The sequence below is a fragment of the Pseudomonas sichuanensis genome, assembly GCF_024749065.1.
Lineage (GTDB): Bacteria > Pseudomonadota > Gammaproteobacteria > Pseudomonadales > Pseudomonadaceae > Aquipseudomonas > Aquipseudomonas sichuanensis.
Genome location: NZ_CP087185.1, coordinates 1264998 through 1283149 on the forward strand (window position 1 = coordinate 1264998; position 18152 = coordinate 1283149).

General features: G+C 65.0%; 21 protein-coding genes. 9 read left to right on the forward strand and 12 right to left on the reverse strand.

All coding sequences use genetic code 11. The features are described from left to right. Positions 1 to 226: 226 nt before the first annotated feature. Positions 227 to 409, forward strand: coding sequence for a type II toxin-antitoxin system HicA family toxin (locus tag LOY51_RS05880; RefSeq protein ID WP_125857637.1), 183 nt, complete (start codon positions 227 to 229; stop codon positions 407 to 409). Between the two features lie 20 nt (positions 410 to 429). After that, positions 430 to 855 (forward strand): helix-turn-helix domain-containing protein, encoded by a 426-nt coding sequence (locus tag LOY51_RS05885; protein ID WP_125857638.1) that lies wholly within the window; start codon positions 430 to 432, stop codon positions 853 to 855. Between the two features lie 54 nt (positions 856 to 909). On the opposite strand, the gene LOY51_RS05890 is transcribed toward LOY51_RS05885, so the two are convergent. The 5 genes from LOY51_RS05890 to LOY51_RS05910 form a co-directional block, all read right to left on the reverse strand. Next, on the reverse strand, positions 910 to 3345 hold the full coding sequence (locus tag LOY51_RS05890; RefSeq protein WP_258645190.1) for a penicillin acylase family protein: 2436 nt from the start codon (positions 3343 to 3345) through the stop codon (positions 910 to 912). A 188-nt stretch (positions 3346 to 3533) separates the two neighbouring features. Further along, positions 3534 to 3737 carry an SEC-C metal-binding domain-containing protein gene (locus tag LOY51_RS05895; RefSeq protein WP_012313055.1) on the reverse strand — a complete coding sequence of 68 codons (204 nt, stop codon included), beginning with the start codon at positions 3735 to 3737 and terminating at the stop codon, positions 3534 to 3536. Between the two features lie 7 nt (positions 3738 to 3744). Then, positions 3745 to 4221, reverse strand: a complete 477-nt coding sequence (locus LOY51_RS05900) for an LEA/WHy family protein (protein WP_258645193.1) — start codon at positions 4219 to 4221, stop codon at positions 3745 to 3747. 2 nt (positions 4222 to 4223) lie between these two features. Beyond that, the gene (locus LOY51_RS05905; protein WP_125857641.1) at positions 4224 to 4700 is read right to left on the reverse strand and encodes a YchJ family protein; all 477 of its coding nucleotides are present in this window, start codon (positions 4698 to 4700) and stop codon (positions 4224 to 4226) included. A gap of 4 nt (positions 4701 to 4704) precedes the next feature. Further along, entirely contained in the window at positions 4705 to 5199 is a 495-nt protein-coding gene (locus tag LOY51_RS05910) for a DUF6231 family protein (protein ID WP_125462869.1), read from the reverse strand. A gap of 159 nt (positions 5200 to 5358) precedes the next feature. Here LOY51_RS05910 and LOY51_RS05915 point away from each other — a divergent pair, with 159 nt between their 5' ends. The 5 genes from LOY51_RS05915 (at position 5359) to LOY51_RS05935 (ending at position 9263) form a co-directional block, all read left to right on the forward strand. Beyond that, on the forward strand, positions 5359 to 6048 hold the full coding sequence (locus LOY51_RS05915) for a PA1041 family peptidoglycan-binding anchor lipoprotein (RefSeq protein WP_110995510.1): 690 nt from the start codon (positions 5359 to 5361) through the stop codon (positions 6046 to 6048). An 89-nt stretch (positions 6049 to 6137) separates the two neighbouring features. Then, positions 6138 to 6857: a PA1041 family peptidoglycan-binding anchor lipoprotein gene (locus LOY51_RS05920; protein ID WP_258645195.1), complete on the forward strand. Its 720-nt coding sequence runs from the start codon at positions 6138 to 6140 to the stop codon at positions 6855 to 6857. A 96-nt stretch (positions 6858 to 6953) separates the two neighbouring features. After that, complete coding sequence (locus tag LOY51_RS05925; protein ID WP_258645197.1) at positions 6954 to 7217, forward strand: DUF1145 domain-containing protein; 264 nt, start codon at positions 6954 to 6956, stop codon at positions 7215 to 7217. A 4-nt stretch (positions 7218 to 7221) separates the two neighbouring features. Further along, positions 7222 to 7980, forward strand: coding sequence for a collagen-like protein (locus tag LOY51_RS05930; RefSeq protein ID WP_258645198.1), 759 nt, complete (start codon positions 7222 to 7224; stop codon positions 7978 to 7980). A 176-nt stretch (positions 7981 to 8156) separates the two neighbouring features. Further along, positions 8157 to 9263, forward strand: coding sequence for an NADH:flavin oxidoreductase/NADH oxidase (locus LOY51_RS05935; protein WP_125857643.1), 1107 nt, complete (start codon positions 8157 to 8159; stop codon positions 9261 to 9263). 1 nt (position 9264) lies between these two features. Here LOY51_RS05935 and LOY51_RS05940 read toward each other — a convergent pair whose 3' ends face one another. The 7 genes from LOY51_RS05940 to ydcS form a co-directional block, all read right to left on the reverse strand. Then, entirely contained in the window at positions 9265 to 9597 is a 333-nt protein-coding gene (locus LOY51_RS05940; protein ID WP_125462875.1) for a type II toxin-antitoxin system HicB family antitoxin, read from the reverse strand. Beyond that, complete coding sequence (locus LOY51_RS05945) at positions 9594 to 9848, reverse strand: type II toxin-antitoxin system HicA family toxin (protein ID WP_125857644.1); 255 nt, start codon at positions 9846 to 9848, stop codon at positions 9594 to 9596. The genes LOY51_RS05940 and LOY51_RS05945 overlap by 4 nt, the downstream gene beginning before the upstream one ends. A gap of 143 nt (positions 9849 to 9991) precedes the next feature. Further along, positions 9992 to 11416 (reverse strand): gamma-aminobutyraldehyde dehydrogenase, encoded by a 1425-nt coding sequence (locus LOY51_RS05950; RefSeq protein ID WP_258645201.1) that lies wholly within the window; start codon positions 11414 to 11416, stop codon positions 9992 to 9994. A gap of 17 nt (positions 11417 to 11433) precedes the next feature. Further along, a complete protein-coding gene (locus tag LOY51_RS05955) occupies positions 11434 to 12240 on the reverse strand; it encodes an ABC transporter permease (RefSeq protein WP_125462878.1) in 807 nt (268 codons plus the stop codon). Next, entirely contained in the window at positions 12230 to 13141 is a 912-nt protein-coding gene (locus LOY51_RS05960) for an ABC transporter permease (protein WP_125466156.1), read from the reverse strand. The genes LOY51_RS05955 and LOY51_RS05960 overlap by 11 nt, the downstream gene beginning before the upstream one ends. A gap of 26 nt (positions 13142 to 13167) precedes the next feature. After that, positions 13168 to 14193, reverse strand: a complete 1026-nt coding sequence (locus LOY51_RS05965) for an ABC transporter ATP-binding protein (protein WP_125462879.1) — start codon at positions 14191 to 14193, stop codon at positions 13168 to 13170. Positions 14194 to 14352: 159 nt separating this feature from the next. Further along, positions 14353 to 15492 (reverse strand): putative ABC transporter substrate-binding protein YdcS, encoded by a 1140-nt coding sequence (gene ydcS / locus LOY51_RS05970; protein WP_110995521.1) that lies wholly within the window; start codon positions 15490 to 15492, stop codon positions 14353 to 14355. 214 nt (positions 15493 to 15706) lie between these two features. On the opposite strand from ydcS, the gene LOY51_RS05975 reads away from it, so the two are divergent. Both LOY51_RS05975 and LOY51_RS05980 read left to right on the forward strand, forming a co-directional pair. Next, positions 15707 to 16396: a tellurite resistance TerB family protein gene (locus LOY51_RS05975; protein WP_258645204.1), complete on the forward strand. Its 690-nt coding sequence runs from the start codon at positions 15707 to 15709 to the stop codon at positions 16394 to 16396. 129 nt (positions 16397 to 16525) lie between these two features. Then, the gene (locus LOY51_RS05980; RefSeq protein WP_258646604.1) at positions 16526 to 18148 is read left to right on the forward strand and encodes a methyl-accepting chemotaxis protein; all 1623 of its coding nucleotides are present in this window, start codon (positions 16526 to 16528) and stop codon (positions 18146 to 18148) included. Positions 18149 to 18152 lie beyond the last annotated feature (4 nt).

Genomic DNA, 18152 nt, shown 5'->3' on the forward strand with positions numbered 1-18152 from the left:
CCTGAAGAGGGCGGGCTGCGACCAGGGGCCGGGATGATGGATAGAAGCACAACTTAGCGTGCGGTGCATCATTGCCCGGTTTCGCACAACGATTGCTGGTGCAGCCGGCCCATGGCTCGGAAATGGTGAAGGTGCATTGCCTGTTTACTGGAGGCTCATCTTGGCTGCGCATCAAAAATGTTGCGCAACTGACCATTCTGTAGCACCTTGCTCTTGCGGGACTTGCATGAAATACAGCGAATTCCGTCGGTGGCTGCGTGCTCAAGGCGCCACGTTCGTTCCTGCCAAAGGCAGCCATTTCAAGGTTTACCTCGGCAAACGACAGACGATCTTCCCCGACCATGGCGCCAAGGAAATTGGCGAAGGGCTCAGGAAAAAGATCCTCAAAGACCTTGGGCTAGGCGATTGACCCTGAAACGAGGCAACGACATGAATTTTGATTATCCGGTGATCGTGCATTGTGAAGCAGGCAGCTTCTGGATCAGCTGTCCGGATATTCCAGAAATGGCCAGTGCGGGCGGCACGATGGATGAGGCGTTGTTCGATGCTGTCGATGCCTTGGAGTCGGCGCTTTCGTTATACGTGGATCGGCGTGACGCGATTCCACTGCCTTCGCCACACGGATGCGATCAGGCGGTGGTCAGGTTGCCTGCGTTGACCGCCGCCAAGGCCGCGCTGTGGAACACCATGATTGCGCAGAAAGTGACCAAGACCGAACTGGCTCGGCGACTTGGCGTCAATCGGCCACAAGTGGATCGTCTGGTCAACCTGTTGCATCGCTCGAAGATCGAGCAGGTAGAGCACGCCTTGCATGTGTTGGGCCAGCGTATCGAATTGGCAGTGGTCGCTGCTTGACCGCGCACCAATGAAAAAGCCGCCTGTCCAGGCGGCTTTTTCATGTCTGTCGGCTTACTTCCCCGGCACCAGTGTCAGTCGCTGGCTGCCATAAGCCCGTCCGAAGTTCTGCGGTTGCAGCGGCAAGCTCATGAAGCGCCCCTTGAACCAGGCATCCAGCCCGTCGCTGTAATGGCGGCTCGCCGGGTTGCCGGACTGGCCGCTGCTGGTCAGCAGTTGCAAAGGTTCGGCCTGGCCGAAGTCGACGATCATCCGCGCCGAGGCCGGCAGGCGGGTGTCGAAGTTGCTGCCCCAGGCATAGGGCGTGAGTGCCAGGGTGCTGAAGTCACCGCCGGCAGCCATTGGCGAGTGGCTGAGGCTGTCGCCCAGGCCACGGTAGTTCGGTGCTGGCCAGCGATACTGGTGCAGCTTGCCCCACTGCCAGGCACGGCGGTCGGCGCCGAGCTGGGCGTTGCCGGTATCGATCGCCGCCGCCAGGCTGCGTGCGAGGATGGCCGGTTTGTCTTCCTTCTGTGGCGTGCCACGGTCATCCCAGAACGGGCTGTCCTCGCGGCCCAACAGATGGTCGGCCTGGGCCGAATAGGAGAGCTGGGCATTGCCGACGAACGCTTGCCAGGCCGGGCTCGACTCGGGGCCGAGGTCGTCAAGGAAGGTCTGCCGGGTGACTTCCTGGAGGAACAGCTCATACAGCGCGGCATCGGCCGACACCGGGCTCAGCCGGCCATCGAAGGCCTTGAGCCGGGCCAGGGCGTCGCGGGCCTTGTCGCGCTGGGCGGCGGGCAAGGCGTCGATGGCCTGCTTGAGTGGCAGGGCCATGCCCGGAGCATCGAACATCTGCTTGAGCTTGTCGGCCAGCAGCGTCACCTGGTCGTTCTGCAGGGCCATCAGGCTACGGCTGTCATGGCGGCCGTTGCCCGCCAGCTGAGCCAGGCGCTCGGCGCGTTCAGGGTAGTACCAGCTGCTCGACAGCTGCATGCCGTAGCCCTTGGGCTGGCTGCGCTGGTTGGCATGGCCGATGAAGCCGGCGGCCGGGTCCTGATCGTAAGGGTGGAGCATGGCGTCGGCGTAGCCATCCCAGTCATAGCGCCCGTCCCAGCCCGGCGAGGGCAGCAGCCCCTGGCCGTCGCGGCGGTTGGGGTAGCGGCCACTGACTTGCCAGCCGATGTGCTCGGGTTCGGCGAACACGAAGTTAAGGGCTGCAGCGCCGATTTCACGGGTGCTGTCGAAGGCCCGCTCGATGTTGCTGGCGCGGGTCAGGTCGAACAACGCGTCGAGGCTGCGATCGTCCTTGAGCTGCGGCAGGTGCAAGGCCAAGGCCAGGCTGCCGTGGCCCGGCAGCAGGGTGCCATGGCGGGTGTCATACAGCACTTCGCGTTGCGGGCGCTGGCCACGGACGAAGAAGGTCTCGCTGCGTGCGCGGGCTTGCTGCCATTTGCCGTCGGCCAGGTACGTCAGCTGGCTGCCCTGGCGGCGTACCTGTTCGAGGAACAGGTCCTGGTTGTCGGCCATCACCGCGCTGGCGCTCCACGCTACTTTACCGTTGTAGCCGGCCAGCACGATCGGCAGGCCCGGCAGCGAAAGGCCGGCGACCTGGTATTTACCGGTATGGATCTGCACCGGGCTCAGCGCCCAGGGCGCCCGGCTGTCGCTGGCCAGCAGGCTCTTGCCGCTGCGACTGCGCTGTGGCCCGAGGGCGAGGTTGGACGAGCCGGGGTTGCCGAGCAAACCGAGATCGGCCAGTTGCTGGCCGGCGGCGGCGAGCGAGGCAAGGCCCGGCAGCTGGCTGGCCAGGTTCAGGCCCTTGAGCTTGTCGACTTCGCTTTCGGCCAGGGCTTCGTCGGGCGCGCCGGGTAGCAGCCAGGCCAGTTTATCTGCGCCGACCTTTTGCGCCAGGGTCAGGGCCGAGAGCTCTTCCTGCAGGTTCACCGACTGGCTGAAGGCGTACAGGCTGAAGATCAGCGCCGAGTCCTCCGGCTTCCAGTACTCGGGGCGATAGCCGCTACGGGCCAGTTCGGCCGGCAGCTTGTCGCGGTAGCGGAACAGGTAGGCGTTGACCCCTCGGGCATACACTTCGAAGAAGCGCTTGAGCCGCGGCGAGGCGTCGGCATAGAGCTGGCCGGCGCCCTGCTTGAGGTTGGCGGCGCGCATCAGGCGGTCGATTTCCAGCGCCTCGGGGCCGGCCAGCTCGGCCAGGCGGCCTTGGGCCAGCAGGCGCAGGTTGACCATTTGCTCAATGCGGTCACCGGCATGGATATAGCCCAGGCTGAACAGCGCATCGTGGAAGTTGCTGCTTTCGATCAGCGGCGCACCCATGGCGTTGCGCCGCACCGAAACATTCTGCGCCAGGCCCTTGAGCGGCTGGACGCCGGTGGTCGGCGGTACGCTGTCCTGCATGCCGCCCATCTGGCAGCCAGTCAGCGCAAGCATGCCGAGCATCGCGGCGGCACTGCCGAAGCGGGGGCGGAAGGGAGGAAGGACGGGCGCGGCCATGACTAGGCTCCTGCAGGGCGTGGCGGGGTTTGGAAAGGCGCTAAGGTAGTGAGCGCGCAGTCGCCGTGCAAGGTGCGGGGGCGCTTTATTTACGAACGGCTTGCCGCCAGCTGCAAGCCTCAAGAAAAAGCCGGCATTGCACCGGCCCGTTTTATCTTGCGGCTTGCAGCTTGGCGCTCAGGGCTGCTTCAAGCGCCGTGGCACTTCTTGAATTTCTTCTCGCTGCCGCATGGGCACGGGTCGTTGCGACCGACGTCCTTCAGGGCATTGCGCACCGGCTCCTGGTGGCCGTGGTTGCAGTGCGGGCCATGCACATGGCCGTGGTCGTGATCGTGGTGATGGTCGTGACCGTGGTTGCAGTCGGGGCCATGAACATGGGGTTGCTGAGTCATTGCGGGATTACTCCGGTAGAAAATCGCCGGGCATTATCTCACCACTGCGCGACAAGTGCAGGTCCCGGGGGATGATCAGCCCGGTGGCCAGGTCGCCTTGCAGCCGGTAGTGCAATGGTTGTTGGCTCCTGAGCAGTTTCGCCAGGGGCTTGAGGTGCTGCCAGAGGTTGGTCCGCGCGGTGATCTTGAAAGTGCGCCGGGCATGAGCGCCAACGCTGCGCCAGAGGCTGACATCCTCTTCGGCCAGCAGGATGTCACCCAGGTATACCGCGTAGTGCAGGTTGCGAATGAACAGCCGGCTGTCGTTGGGGTTGATGACCTGCAGGTGCAGCACGAATTCTTGCTGGTGCAGACGCATCTTGACCTTTTCCACCTTCACCAGGTGCACCTCTGGCTGGCGCCAGCTGTCGTCGCCCCAGCTGGCGCAGCCCGCCAACCCGCTCAGCAGTAAAGCCAGCAGCATCAGGCGGGCGAGGGCGCGCATGTTCAGTTACCGAAATAGCTGGCGCAGCATTTCTTGAATTTCTGCCCGCTGGCGCAGGGGCAGGGATCATTGCGCCCGACTTTCAGTTCCACGGTCGGGTCGATGAAGTACCAGCGCCCGGCCTGCTGGACGAAGGCCGAGCGTTCGCGGTGCTGGTGATCGCCTTGGCCGTCGTGCCAGCGTGCGGTGAAGGTAACGAAGGCATGCTCGGGCTGCCCGCCGAGCACCTCGGCGTTTTCCACCTCGAGCCCCAGCCAGGTGCTTTGCGCGCTCCAGGCCGCCATGCCGGCGCGGTCCAGGCCGGCCTGTTGGGCCGGCAGCGTGGTGCCGACCAGGTAATCCATCAGCCCCAGCACGTAGGCGCTGTAGCGCGAGCGCATCAGCGTCTGCGCATCCGGTGCCGGGGTGCCGGCGTGATAATGCCCACAGCAGGCGTCGAGCAGGTTGCCGCTGCCGCAAGGGCAGACCGAGACACTCATCGAGTCACCACCAGTACTTGCCGAAATTTTGTGGGTTGGCCCAGAACTTCGCATTAAGCCAGTCCGGTACCTGTTTGTAGTCATGCAGATCATAGGTGAACAGGCTGAGCACCTGTTCGTCGCGTTGGAATTTCTCGCTGGCCGACAGCGCCAGCGAGAAAAAATCGGTGTCGTGCCAGCCGCAGGCGCCCAGGTCTGCGAGTACCGCGACCTTGCTGGCATTGAGGTTGCGAATGCCGCCAAGCAGCTCCAGGCCACTGCGTTTGGGCAGGTGTTCAAGGCAGTCCACCAGCAACGCCAGGTCGAAGCGCTGGGCGGCCAGGCCGGCCGGCAATGGGCCGGGTGAGGCGACTTCTATGAGGGTATCCGGGTGCTCCGCGGCGAAGGCGTCCAGGGCTGGGAAGCGCGTGCCCACCAGCAGCAGCTTGTGTGGCGTGAAGCGCTCGAGCAGGGCGGCCAGGGCCTGCTGTGGCGTGCGTTGTGAGAAAGCGTCGGTCATTGCCATTCCTCGTTCAGGTCGCTCAAGACTAACGGCCCCGGCACGCCTGGCATAGAGGCACGGCGCCACGTCGTGGCTTATTGCTGGCAGAGCGAGAAACAGCAGTCTTTACTTCCAGAGCATCGGTTTTGCACCGATTCCCCTAGGAGAAGCAACAAGATGAGCATAGTACGCACAGCGATACCCCTGGTCCTGCTCACCAGTGTGTTGACTGGTTGTGCAGGTTTGCAAAAAACCGACTGGCCGAAGTGTGCTGCCGTCGGGGGTGTAGGCGGCGCGGCCTTGGGCGCCATCGAGAGCTCCAGCTGGGCTGGCTGGGGTGCATTGCTCGGTGGCGGCCTGGCGGCCGGTTATTGCTGGGCCCACGGCGATGGCGACGAGGACGGCGACGGTGTGCCGGACAGCCGCGACAAGTGCCCAGGCACGCCGCGCGGGGTCCAGGTCGATGCCAACGGCTGCCCGCCACCACCACCGGTGGTCGAGGAGGTCGTGGTACAGAAGGAAGAAGTCATCGTCATCCGCGATGTGCGCTTCGAGTTCGACTCGGCACGCCTCACCGCCACCGACAAGGAGCGCCTCAATACCATTGCCACGCGCCTCAAGCAGGAGGCCCCGAGCGCCCGCCTGAGCGTTACCGGCCATACCGACAGCGTCGGTTCCGACCGCTACAACCAGAAGCTTTCCGAGCGCCGCGCCCATTCGGTGACCGATTATCTGGTCGAACAAGGCGTACCGCGCAGCAGCTTTGTTTCGGTTGTGGGTGCCGGCGAGACCCAACCTGTGGCTGATAACGCCACGGCTGACGGGCGCGCCATGAACCGCCGTACCGAGATCAAGATCCAGCGTTGACGGCCCTGCGCCCGCGCCTTGAGAAGTGGCGCGGGCGCGTCTTTACTCCTGGGGGACCGGTAGCGATCGGTGACACAGGAGCATTCACCATGCGTGTTTTGTCCAAGGCGGCGCTGCCGCTGTTGCTGGCCACCAGCCTGCTGGCCGGCTGCGCCACCCACAGCGATGGCAGCGCGCCCCTCAATCAAAGGACCTGGCCCCTCTGCAGCCTGCTCGGTGGGCTGGTAGGCGGTGGCCTGGGGGCTATCGAGAGTTCCAGTTGGGCGGCCGGTGGCGGTGCCCTGGGAGCCATCGCCGGTGGCCTGATCTGCTACGCCCAGGATGGCGATGAGGATGGCGATGGTGTCTTCGACCGCCGTGACCGTTGCCCGGACACCCCCGCCGGCACCCAGGTCAACCACATGGGCTGCCCGCTGCCCCAATACCCTCCCGCGCAGGCGCAAGCCGAGCCCGCCGCGCCCCCTGAGGTGATTACCCTCGACGATCAGGGCCAGGTGCTGTTCGCCTTCGACTCCGCCGAGCTCACGGCAGCCGCCCGGCAGCGCCTGCAAAGCCTGCTGCCCAGGCTGAACGCGCCGGGCGTGACCAGGGTCAAGGTCATTGGCTTCACCGACAGCGTCGGTTCCGACAGCTACAACCAGCGCCTGTCCGAGCGCCGTGCCAGCAGCGTCGCCGAGTTCCTGATCAGCCAGGGGCTGGCACCGGACAAGGTGACCAGCCAGGGCCGTGGCGAGGCTGATCCGATTGCCGACAACGAGAGCGATGAAGGCCGGGCGCGCAACCGACGGGTGGAACTGCACCTGAACTGACCCCTCTGGCGCGCCTGCCGCAGTAAGGTTACTGTTGCCAGCGCGGTCCGCTCGAACGGGCCGCGCTGGCATAACAATAAACAGTGGGGGCGGGGTATGAAGTTCATCCTGGGCCTGGGCAAGGTCCTGACGGTGCTGTTCTGGTGGGTGGTGCTGTTCAACCTGTTCATGCCGCAGCCATTGCCGCTCAATTTGCTGATCAATGCCGCCGGCATCTTCCTGCTGTCATTGCATGTGCTCGAGATGCTGTTTTTCAACGCCAGCCTGCGCGGGCGCAGCCACCGCTGGTTCGATCGGTTGCAGATCCTGCTGACCGGCATCTTCCACGTCATGTCCATCCCCAAACCTGGTAAGGCCTAGAGCCATGCATAAATTGATGTTGCTGGCCGCTTTGGCCGCGCCCCTGGCTCAGGCAGAAAGCCTTGAAGTCGCCGCTCACTCCATGCTGCGCCTGCCGAACAAGTCGGCCAGGGTGCACCTTGAACAGCTGCGTGTGGCCGACTCGGCGACCCTGTTGCTGCCAGCCACCCTCACTGAGCTGAAGATCGACCGCCTGGAGCTGGGGCGCGATGCGCGTATCGCCATCGCCCCCGCCGAACGTGACCTGAGTATCAGCGCCGCCAGCGCCCACCTGGGCGAAGGCAGTGAAATCAGTGCGCCTGGTGCACCGGGCACTTATGAGCGGGCAGCCCGCCCGGGGCGCAACCTCGACTTGCGCCTGCAGGCGCTTGAGGCCGAGCAGCTCGTCATCGATGCCCGTGGCGGCGCTGGCGCGCCAGGCTATGTCGGCCTCGACGGTGGTAATGGCAAGCCGGGTGGCTGCACCTGGGGGCAGGCCAGCCGAGGGGCCAATGGTGACAACGGTGGCAATGGGCACGATGGTGCCCCTGGCGGGCGGATCCGCCTGGCGCTGCCGGACGGCTTCGCCCAGGAACGGATCATGGTGCGGCTGGAGGGCGGCGCGCCGGGCAAGCCGGGCGCAGCCGGCAAGGCTGGCAAGGGCGGCGCGAGCAAGGGCTGCCTGGTGTACAGCACGGCGGCCGGCGCCAATGGCTTACCAGGGCAAGCCGGGGAGCCAGGTGCCGCCGGCGCTGCCGGGGAGTTGATCCTTCAGCGTTTGTAAGCGCCGGGGCTGAGCCTGCTTGAGGCGTTATCAGGCAGGCTTGTCAGCGACTCCCCACCTAACGGTCAGACACCTCCGACACCCATGGTCTAGTCTGAAAAGGACCGGTACCGGCCAAGTTCCCACTACAAGTGCCCGGACCGGACAACCATTGGAGTCCCCCGGGAGGTGCTCTCATGAGCCTGCTGCTTGAGCCGTATACCCTGCGTCAGCTGACCCTGCCCAACCGTATTGCCGTTTCCCCCATGTGCCAGTACTCCGCCGTCGACGGCCTGGCCAACGACTGGCACCTGGTGCACTTGGGCAGCCGTGCTGTCGGTGGCGCGGGCCTGGTGATCAGCGAGGCCGTTGCGGTCACCGCCGATGGCCGCATCACTGCCGAAGACCTTGGCCTGTGGAACGACGAACAGATCGCCCCGCTGCAGCGCATCACCCGCTTCATCACCGCTCAGGGCGCCGTGCCCGGCATCCAGCTGGCCCACGCCGGACGCAAGGCCAGCACTTATCGCCCCTGGTTGGGCAAGCAGGGCAGCGTCAAGCTCGAAGAGGGTGGGTGGCAGCCGGTCGGCCCATCGAAAATCGCCTTCGACCCGCAGCACACCGCGCCGCGCGAGTTGAGCAAGGACGAGATCCAGGGCGTGGTGGCCGCGTTTGTGGCCGCGACCGAGCGCGCATTGAAGGCGGGTTTCAAGGTCGTGGAAATCCACGCTGCCCATGGCTACCTGCTGCACCAGTTCCTGTCGCCGTTGAGCAACCAGCGTCGCGACGACTATGGCAGTTGCTTCGAAAACCGCATTCGCCTCACCCTGCAGGTCACCGAAGCAGTGCGCAAGGCGTGGCCGAAGGAGCTGCCACTGTTCGTTCGCGTATCGGCCACCGACTGGGTGGAGGATGGCTGGAACCCGGATGAAACCGTCGAACTGGCGCGCCGCCTGCGCGTGCAGGGTGTCGATCTGATCGACGTTTCATCTGGCGGCACCTCGGTCAACGCCGAGATCCCCACCGGCCCGGGCTACCAGACCCGCTTCGCCGAGCGGGTGCGCAAAGAGTCGGAAATCGCCACCGGCACCGTTGGCATGATCACCGAACCCGCCCAGGCCGAGCACATCCTGCGCACTGGCCAGGCCGATGTGATTTTCCTGGCCCGTGAACTGCTGCGCGACCCGTACTGGCCACTGCACGCCGACGATGACCTGGGCGGCAACAAGGCCACGTGGCCGGCGCAGTACCAGCGGGCGACCAGCCGGGCCAACCCGATCCACGAGTCGGACCTGCGCGATTGACTCAGCGGTAGGCGGCCTTGCTGAGGATGTCGCTCACCCATTGGTTGATGCTTTTCTGCGCAAGCTCCGCCTGGGCCGCCACGCTGGCGTGAAGCGTGGGCTCCAGGCGCAGGCTGAGCTTGCCGGAGTAGGTCTTTTGCGGTTCGCGCCCCAGGCGCTGACAGGTTTCGAGGTAGTCGTCGACGGCCTCCTCGAAGGCCTGACGCAGTTCGCTGATCGATTCGCCATGGAAGCCGATCACGTCGTGGATACCGGCGACATGGCCAACCAGCAGTTGGTCTTCGTCGCTGTATTCGATGCGGGCGGCATAGCCGCGGTAATTCATCACATTCATGGTGTCACTCCTGCCTGCTCCAGGAACTGGCGGGCATCCTTCACTTGATAGGCTTTGGCGTGGCGTTCCGGGTGAGGGCGGTGGAAGGTTGCGACCGCCCCGTGGAGTTCGAACCGTACGCGTGACCCCCTACCTTCGACCGTTCTGGCGCCAAGCGATACCAGCAGCGATTCCAGGCGTATCCAGTCCAGGGTTTTGGGCACAGGTTTCTTGAAGACAAGTTCGAGTAAAGCACGTTGGTGATTATTCATGGTATCAGTCTGTGATACCAGTTTAATTTGCTCAACGGCTTGGCGGTAGGGAGTGGCAGCGGCAGATTGCGGGAAATGTCGGTATGGCAGGCAGCAAAAAGCCGACTGGCGTTCACTGCCAGTCGACTTCTGTCATCCGTGCATCAATGCTTGAACATCACATGCCGCACACAGGTGTAGTCCTCCAGCCCGTACATCGACATATCCTTCCCGTACCCCGAATGCTTCTGCCCGCCATGGGGCATCTCGCTGACCAGCATGAAGTGGGTATTCACCCAGGTGCAGCCGTAATGCAGCCGTGCCGCCAGGCGGTGGGCGCGGCCGCTGTCGCGGGTCCATACCGATGAAGCCAGGCCGTACTCGGAGTCGTTGGCCCATTCCAGCGCCTGGGCCTCGTCGCTGAAGCGGGTCACCGACACCACCGGCCCGAACACTTCGTGGCGGACGATCTCGTCATCCTGCAGGGTGTCGGCCAGCACGGTGGGTTCGAAGAAGAACCCGTCTCCCGGCACGGCCTTGCCGCCGGTGACCAGGCGGATATGCGGCTGGGCAATCGCACGCTGTACCAGCCCGGCGACCTTGTCGCGGTGCTGGGCGCTGATCAGCGGGCCAAGCTCGGTGGCCGGATCGCTCTGCAGGCCGTGCTTGAGGCTGGCCACCGCCTCGCCCAGGCGTTCGACGAAGCGCTCGTAGATGCCGTCCTGCACGTACAGGCGGCAGGCCGCGGTGCAGTCCTGCCCGGCGTTGTAGAAGCCGAAGGCGCGGATGCCTTCGATGGCTGCATCGATGTCGGCATCGTCGAACACGATCACCGGGGCCTTGCCGCCCAGCTCCATGTGCATGCGCTTCACGCTGTCGGCGGTGGCGCCGATGATGTGCGCGCCGGTGGGGATGGAGCCGGTCAGCGACACCATGCGCACCTTGGGGTGGGTAACCAGCGGGTTGCCGACGGTCTGGCCGCGGCCGAACAGGATGTTGAGTACGCCGGCCGGCAGCAGGCCCTGAATCAGCTCACCCAGGTGAAGTGCGGTCAGCGGGGTCAGCTCCGAAGGTTTGATCACCACGGTGTTGCCGGCGGCCAACGCTGGGGCGATTTTCCACGCCAGCATCATCAGCGGGTAGTTCCACGGCGCGATGGACGCCACCACCCCCAGCGGGTCACGGCGGATCATCGAGGTGTGCCCAGGCAGGTACTCACCCGCCGCAGAGCCGCCCAGGCAGCGCGCCGCGCCGGCGAAGTAGCGGAACACGTCGGCGATGGCCGGGATCTCATCGTTGAGTGCGGCGGCGTAAGGTTTGCCGCAGTTGTCCGATTCCAGCCTGGCCAGCGCCGCGCCGTGCTGTTCGATGACGTCGGCGATGGCCAGCAGCGCGGTCGAGCGCTCTTTCGGCGTGGTCTGCGACCAGCCGTCGAACGCCTTGTCGGCCGCGCGCACAGCACTGTCGACCTGGGCCTCGGTGGCTTCGTTGATCTGTGCCAGGGCAGAACCCTTGGCCGGGTCGAGCACGGTCCAGGCCGGGCCTTCGCCAGCGACAAGCTTGCCGTTGATCAGCATGTTGGTTTGCATCAGGGACTCCTCCAGGGTCATTTGCCGCTGCCCGCGACGCTTTCACCGCCACGGGTCAGGTAATAGGCGCCGAGGATCGGCAGCATGGTCACCAGCATCACCAGCATGGCGACCACGTTGGTCACCGGCACATCGCGCGGGCGGCTGAGCTGGTTGAGCAGCCAGATCGGCAAGGTGCGCTCGTTGCCGGCGGTGAAGGTGGTGACGATGATTTCGTCGAACGACAGGGCGAAGGCCAGCATGCCGCCGGCCAGCAACGCCGAGCCCAGATTGGGCAGGATGATGTAGCGGAAGGTCTGCCAGCCGTCGGCGCCCAGGTCCATCGACGCTTCGATCAGGCTCTGCGAGGTACGGCGCAGGCGGGCGATGACGTTGTTGTAGACGATCACCACGCAGAACGTGGCATGGCCGACGACGATGGTGAACAGCCCAGGTTCTATGCCTAAGCGCTTGAACGCCGAGAGCAGGGCGATACCGGTGATGATGCCGGGCAGGGCGATCGGCAGGATCAGCATCAGCGAGATGCTTTCCTTGCCGAAAAAGCTGCGTCGGTACAGCGCCGCCGAAGCCAGGGTGCCAAGCACCAGGGCGATCAGCGTGGCCAGGCAGGCCACCTGCAATGACAGCTTGATCGCTTCGAGCACGTCGGGGCGGGCGAGGGCCACGGCGAACCACTTCAGCGTGAAGCCCTTGGGCGGGAAACTGAACGCCGCGTCTTCGGTATTGAAGGCATAGAGCAGGATGATCAGGATCGGGAAGTGCAGGAACACCAGCCCGCCCCAGGCCGCCAGGCGCAGGCCCGTCGAGGCTTTTTCAGAGTGCATCGAAGGCCCCCAGGCGTTTGACGATGGACAGATACACCGCGATCAGCACGATCGGCACCAGGGTAAAGGCCGCCGCCATGGGCATGTTGCCGATCGCCCCTTGCTGGGCATACACCATGCTGCCGATGAAATAGCCGGGCGGGCCGACCAGTTGCGGCACGATGAAGTCGCCCAGGGTCAGCGAGAACGTGAAGATCGAGCCGGCGGCGATGCCCGGCACCGACAGCGGCAGGATCACCTGCATGAACGTTTGCCGGGGTTTGGCGCCGAGGTCGGCCGAGGCTTGCAGCAGGGAAGGCGGCAAGCGCTCCAGTGCCGCCTGGATCGGCAGGATCATGAACGGCAGCCAGATATAGACGAACACCAGAAAGCGCCCCAGGTGCGAGGTCGACAGGGTGCTGCCGCCCACGCCGGGGATGTCCAGCACCAGCTGCAACAGCGGCTGCAGGTGCAGTTGCTGGATGAACCACTGAGCCACGCCGCCCTTGGCCAGCAGCAGGGTCCAGGCGTAGGTCTTGACGATGTAGCTGGCCCACATCGGCATCATCACCGCGATGTAGAAGAACGCCTTGGTGCGGCCGGTGGTGTAGCGCGCCATGTAGTAGGCGATGGGGAAGGCCAGCACGGCGCTGGCCAGCGACACCGCCACGGCCATGCTCAGGGTGCGCAGGATGATGTCGAAGTTGGCCGGGTTGAACAGCGCGGCGAAGTTGGCCAGGGTCAGGTCCGGCGTCACCGCCATGGTGAAGTCGTCGAAGGTGTAGAAACCTTGCCACAACAGGTTCAGCAGCGAGCCCAGGTAGATCGCGCCGAACCACAGCAACGGCGGGATCAGCAGCATCAACAGGTACAGGTTGGGGCGCCGGTACAGCAGGTCGCTCAGGCGCCGCAGCGGCGTGATGCCCGTTGCTTTTTCAGCGGCCAGGCTCATGGCTGGGTTTCCCGCAGCGCCGTCATCGCCTCGCGCGGCCAGCTGGCCTGCACGCGCTGGCCGGCCTGCCACTGGTGCGCCTGTGCCTGCCAGCGGTCGTTGGCCTGGCTTACGGCGAGCAACTGGCCGCAGTCCAGCTTCACCTCGAAACGGGTGGCGCTGCCCTGGTACTGGATGTCGTGCAGCACCCCACCGACCTGTACATCGCCGCTGGCGGGCTGGCCGTCGAGGCGGATGTGCTCGGGGCGGATGGAGAAGGGCGATGCGCTGCCATTGAGCTGTTGCGCCAGTTCCCCGCGCAGCACGTTGGAGGTGCCGACGAACTCGGCAACGAAGGTGGTCGCCGGCTGCATGTACAGGTTGCGGGGCGTGTCGACCTGTTCGATGCGCCCGCGGTTGAACACGGCCACTCGGTCGGACATCGACAATGCCTCGGTCTGGTCGTGGGTGACGAAGATGAAGGTGATGCCCAGTTGGCGCTGCAGCTTTTTCAGCTCGCCCTGCATTTGCTCGCGCAGTTTGAGGTCGAGGGCGCCGAGTGGTTCATCGAGCAGCAGCACCCGTGGCCGGTTGACCAGGGCGCGGGCCAGGGCGACGCGCTGGCGCTGGCCGCCGGACAGCTGCGCCGGCTTGCGTGCGCCGTAGCCGTCCAGGGCGACCATGGCCAGCGCCTCGTCGGCACGAGCATGGCGTTCGGCCTTGGCCACGCCTTTGACTTTCAGGCCATAGGCGACGTTGTCGCGCACGTTCATGTGGGGGAACAGGGCGTAGTCCTGGAACACGGTGTTGACGTCACGCTGGTACGGCGGCAGCCCGGCGGCTTCGCTGCCATGGATGCGGATCGAGCCGCTGCTGGGTTGCTCGAAGCCGGCGATCAGGCGCAGGCAGGTGGTCTTGCCCGAGCCCGAGGGGCCGAGCATGGAGAAGAACTCGCCGTCCTCGATGTCGATGCTGACCTGGTCGACGGCCTTGACCTCGCCGAAGGTGCGGGAAACCTGGGTGAACTGTACGGCTAGGGGCATAAGCGGTACTCAGCTGGCTTTGTATTGCCTGTGCCGGCCTCATCGCTGGCAAGCCAGCTCCCACAGGTCATTCACAAGGCCGGGGCCAGTGAGATCCTTGTGGGAGCCGGCTTGCCGGCGATGAGGCCAGTGCAGGTGAAAACTCCTTTGCTAACGGTTTCAGCGCCCGCCCATGATCGCGATGTAGTCCTGGGTCCAGCGGCTATAGGGCACGAACTTGCCGCCCTCGGCCTGCGGGGTTTTCCAGAAGGCGATCTTGTCGAAGTTGTCGAAGCCATTGGTCTTGCAGCCCTCGGCCCCCAGCAATTCGCTGCCGGTACAGGCCGCCGGTACCGCCGGCAACGAGCCGAACCAGGCCGCCACGTCGCCCTGCACCTTGGGCTGCAGCGACCAGTCCATCCATTTGTAGGCGCAATTGGGGTGCTTGGCCTCGCTGTGCAGCATGGTGGTGTCGGCCCAGCCGGTGGCGCCTTCCTTCGGCACCACCGAGGCCACCGGCTGCTTGTCGGCCTGCAGCCCGTTGACCATGTAGCCCCACGAACTGGTGGCGGCCACGCCCTCGTTCTTCACGTCGCTCATCTGCACGGTCGCGTCGTGCCAGTAGCGATGGATCAGCGGCTGCTGCTGGCGCAGCAGGTCGAGTACCGCCTTGTACTGCGCCTCGGTGAGTTCGTAGGGGTTCTGGATACCCAGTTCAGGCTTGGCGGACTTGAGATAGAGCGCCGCGTCGGCGATGTAGATCGGCCCGTCGTAAGCCTGCACGCGTCCCTTGTTGGGTTTGCCGTCGGGCAGGTTCTGCGGTTCGAACACCACGCTCCAGCTGGTGGGTGGCTGCTTGAACACGTTGGTGTTGTACAGCAGCACGTTCGGGCCCCACTGGTAGGGCGTGCCATACACCTGGTCCTTGACCACGTACCAGGCGCCGTTGTGCAGGCGCGGGTCGAGGTTCTTCCAGTTGGGGATCAGCGCGGTGTTGATCGGCTGCACCCGCTTGCCGGCGATCAGCCGCAGCGAGGCATCGCCCGAGGCGGTCACCAGGTCATAGCCGCCCTTGGTCATCAGGCTGACCATCTCATCGGAGGTGGCGGCGGTCTTCACGCTGACCTTGCAGCCGGTTTCCTTCTCGAAGCCGGTGACCCAGTCGTAGGCCTTGTCGCTTTCACCGCGCTCGATGTAGCCGGGCCAGGCGATGATGTCCAGCTGCCCCTCGCCGGCACCGAGCTTCTGGGGCAGCCCGGCGGCCTGGGCGCCAGCACTGGCGAGCAGGGCGCCGAGCAAAACGGTCTTGTGCACTGACATGATGTTCCCTCTTGTTGGCAATTGTGGTCGGGGCAGACGTCAAGCAAAGCGGCGGTCAGGTGGCTGACTGCTTATGATTTTTAGCGACTGAGTCGAGTCTAGATCGCTTTTATCAATCGCTGATGCAACATCCGGAAGCATTTGCACAGGTGGAGAAACCCCTGCGCCGTCCTACTCTGGTGGCCACTTTTTCGTACACGTGGAGGCACGCCAGATGAATACCCGAGGTCTGCTCGACCAACTGCTCAAGTCCGGCCAGGATCTGCTCAACAGCCAGGCCAGCAAAGGCTCGGGGCAAAAACCAGCAGGCAGCGGCGGGCTGGGCAGCCTGCTTTCCGGTGCCGGCGGCGGTGCCCTGGCGGCCGGCGCCATGGGTTTGCTGCTGGGTAACAAGAAGGCCCGCAAATATGGCGGCAAGGCGCTCACCTACGGTGGCCTGGCCGCGCTCGGGGTGCTGGCCTACAAGGCCTATGGCAACTGGCAGGCGCGCCAGGGTGCAGGCGACCAGCCGCCACAGACGCTGGACCGCCTGCCCCCGGCCCAGGCCGAGCAGCACAGCCAGGCGGTGTTGCGGGCACTGGTGGCGGCGGCCAAGTCCGACGGCCATATCGATGAGCGCGAGCGGGCATTGATCGAAGGCGAGTTCACCCGCCTGGACAGCGACCGCGAGCTGCAACACTGGCTGCACGCCGAGCTGAACAAGCCGCTGGATCCTGCCGAGGTGGCCCGCGCCGCGCAAACCCCGGAAATGGCCGCCGAGATGTACCTGGCCAGCGTGATGATGGTCGACCAGGAGAACTTCATGGAGCGCGCCTACCTCGACGAACTGGCACGCCAGCTGCGCCTGGACCCGGCCTTGCGCCAGGAGTTGGAGAGCCAGGTCAGGCTTGCCGCAGGCCAGTGAACAGGCAAATGGCCACATCAATAGGCAAGGAGGCCTGAATACAGCAGCATTCAGCCGCAAATGCGTAAGACGCCTGGGCTATACTTCGGCGATTTTTCCCGCTCGTATCGAATTCCTGAGGGCTGAATGTTGAAGAACTGGACCTTGCGCCAACGGATCCTGGCAAGTTTCGCCGTGATCATCGCCATCATGCTGCTGATGATCGTGGCCGCCTACTCGCGGCTGGTGGCGATCGAATCCAGTGAGGAAGCGGTGGGGTCCGACAGCATTCCCGGCGTCTACTACAGCTCGATGATTCGCAGTGCCTGGGTCGACAGCTACGTCACCAGCCAGCAGTTGGTGGGGTTGTCGAACCACCGCGAAATCACCTCGGCCGACATGGAGCTGTTCAAGAGCTTCGATGACCGCCTCAAGCAGCACATGGCCAGCTACCAGGCCACTATTCGCGACCCCGCCGACCAGGCCGCCTTCGACGACTTCACCCGCCTCGAGGAGGGCTACGTGAAGCTCGTCGACCAGGTGCTGGAGACCTACCGGCAAAAGAACTACGTCGAAGCCCAGCGCCTGATCGCCGAAGTACTCACCCCGGCCTGGGTGGATGGGCGCAAGCACCTGAACGGGGTGATCGAGCGCAATCGCGAGTCGGCCGATGCCGCCACCAACGACATTGTCAGCGCCGTCAACACCGCCAAGGGCAGCATGATCGTCTCGCTGCTGCTGGCGATCGTCGCCGCCGGTATCTGCGGCCTGCTGCTGATGCGCGCGATCAGCGCGCCCATGCAACGCATCGTGCATGCCCTCGACCGCCTGCGTTCGGGCGACCTGAGCATGCGCCTGAGCCTGGACCGCAAGGACGAATTCGGCGCCATCGAAGGCGGCTTCAACGAGATGGCCGAGTCGCTGGCCGGCCTGGTGTCGCAGGCCCAGCGCTCGTCGGTGCAGGTGACCACCTCGGTCACCGAAATTGCCGCGACCTCCAAGCAGCAGCAGGCGACCGCCACCGAAACCGCCGCCACCACCACCGAGATCGGCGCCACTTCGCGCGAGATCGCCGCCACTTCCCGTGACCTGGTGCGCACCATGACCGAAGTCACCTCGTCGGCCGACCAGGCCTCGAGCCTGGCCGGTGCCGGCCAGCAGGGCCTGGCGCGCATGGAGGAGACCATGCACCAGGTGATGGGCGCCGCCGACCTGGTCAACGCCAAGCTGGCGATCCTCAACGAGAAGGCCAGCAACATCACCCAGATGGTGGTGACCATCGTCAAGGTCGCCGACCAGACCAACCTGCTGTCGCTCAATGCCGCCATCGAAGCGGAAAAGGCCGGCGAGTACGGCCGTGGCTTCGCCGTGGTGGCCACCGAAGTGCGCCGCCTGGCCGACCAGACCGCCGTGGCCACCTACGACATCGAACAGATGGTGCGCGAGATCCAGTCGGCGGTGTCGGCCGGGGTGATGGGCATGGACAAGTTCTCCGAAGAGGTGCGCCGCGGCATGTTCGAGGTGCAGCAGGTGGGCGAACAGCTCAGCCAGATCATCAACCAGGTGCAGGCCCTGGCGCCGCGTGTGCTGATGGTCAACGAAGGCATGCAGGCCCAGGCCACCGGCGCCGAACAGATCAACCAGGCCCTGGCCCAGCTCAGCGATGCCAGCACCCAGACCGTGGAATCGCTGCGCCAGGCCAGCTTCGCTATCGACGAGCTGAGCCAGGTGGCCGCCGGGCTGCGTGGCGGTGTATCGCGTTTCAAAGTCTGACGCC